The organism is Stenotrophomonas maltophilia group sp. RNC7 (assembly GCF_030910085.1).
In the GTDB taxonomy this organism is placed as follows: domain Bacteria; phylum Pseudomonadota; class Gammaproteobacteria; order Xanthomonadales; family Xanthomonadaceae; genus Stenotrophomonas; species Stenotrophomonas sepilia.
On the sequence record NZ_JAVFVN010000824.1, the window covers coordinates 1 to 878 of the forward strand.

2 protein-coding genes are annotated in these 878 nt (G+C 60.1%); one reads left to right on the forward strand and one right to left on the reverse strand.

From position 1 onward, the window contains the following. A partial coding sequence (locus RCF13_RS19995; RefSeq protein WP_308141489.1) for a hypothetical protein occupies nucleotides 1-353 on the forward strand: 353 nt, incomplete at its 5' end. Between the two features lie 14 nt (nucleotides 354-367). Here the strand turns inward: RCF13_RS19995 and RCF13_RS20000 are convergent. Beyond that, nucleotides 368-724 (reverse strand): DUF1491 family protein, encoded by a 357-nt coding sequence (locus RCF13_RS20000; protein WP_176026794.1) that lies wholly within the window; start codon nucleotides 722-724, stop codon nucleotides 368-370. Between the last annotated feature and the right edge of the window lie 154 nt (nucleotides 725-878).

An 878-nucleotide genomic window follows, 5' to 3' on the forward strand; every position in this document is an offset into this window, starting at 1 on the left:
ATGCGCTCGACATTTCGTTCGAGCGGGCCGATGCGATCATCGGCCAGTGGCCGGATTCACATCTGCCGATTGCGCTCAAGGCGCTGGGATTGTCGCCTGCGGAATGCTATCTCACCATGACAGCCATTCTGGGACCGATCGACACCAATCGCGACAGCCTGCGGGAGTTCGTCCACATCTACCGATCCATCGACCGCGAAAAGGCGATGGCGCTCGTGCGGCGCTGGAAGGCTGAAGACATGTCGGCCATGCTGCGCGGCAAACTGCGCGAAATGGCGGAAGCCGAAGACGACACCCCGCTCGTGGATGCGGCCAATTCCGATCATCCCTCCCGCCAGCGGCTGGCGAAATAAGCGCATAAAAAAATTCAGAACGCCTCTCCGTCCTGCGAAATCGAGAACAGCGCCGAAGCATCGGCTATGTCTTCCAGTTCGACCATCCAGAGGTCGGGGTCGAAGCGGGTTTCCCGCGCCATGCGGTCACTTGCCGCCATGTCATCGGCGTCGTGAAGAATGCGCAGGAACATGCGCTCCCCGTCATTATCTTCTTCATAGGAGGTTTGCGGCGCTGGCGAATAGAGATCGCAGGTGCCGAAGCGCGAGCTTACCTTGATGAATATCGCGCCGGCTTCCGGCGAGCCGCGGCGGGCGAGATAGGCAAAGCCGCCCTCGCCCTGCACCTTGCGGATCAAGGCTGAAACCCAGAAATCGGATGTCAGGCGCATCGCAAATCCATCAACTGATCAAGCCGATCTCGCGCATCTTGGCGATGAGCGTTCCATCGATTTCGCCCGTCACCGGCAGGCTGAACAGTTTCTGGAATTCGCGCACCGCTTCCTGTGTCGACTTGCCCGGCTGTCCGTTCACCGGCACCGTGTC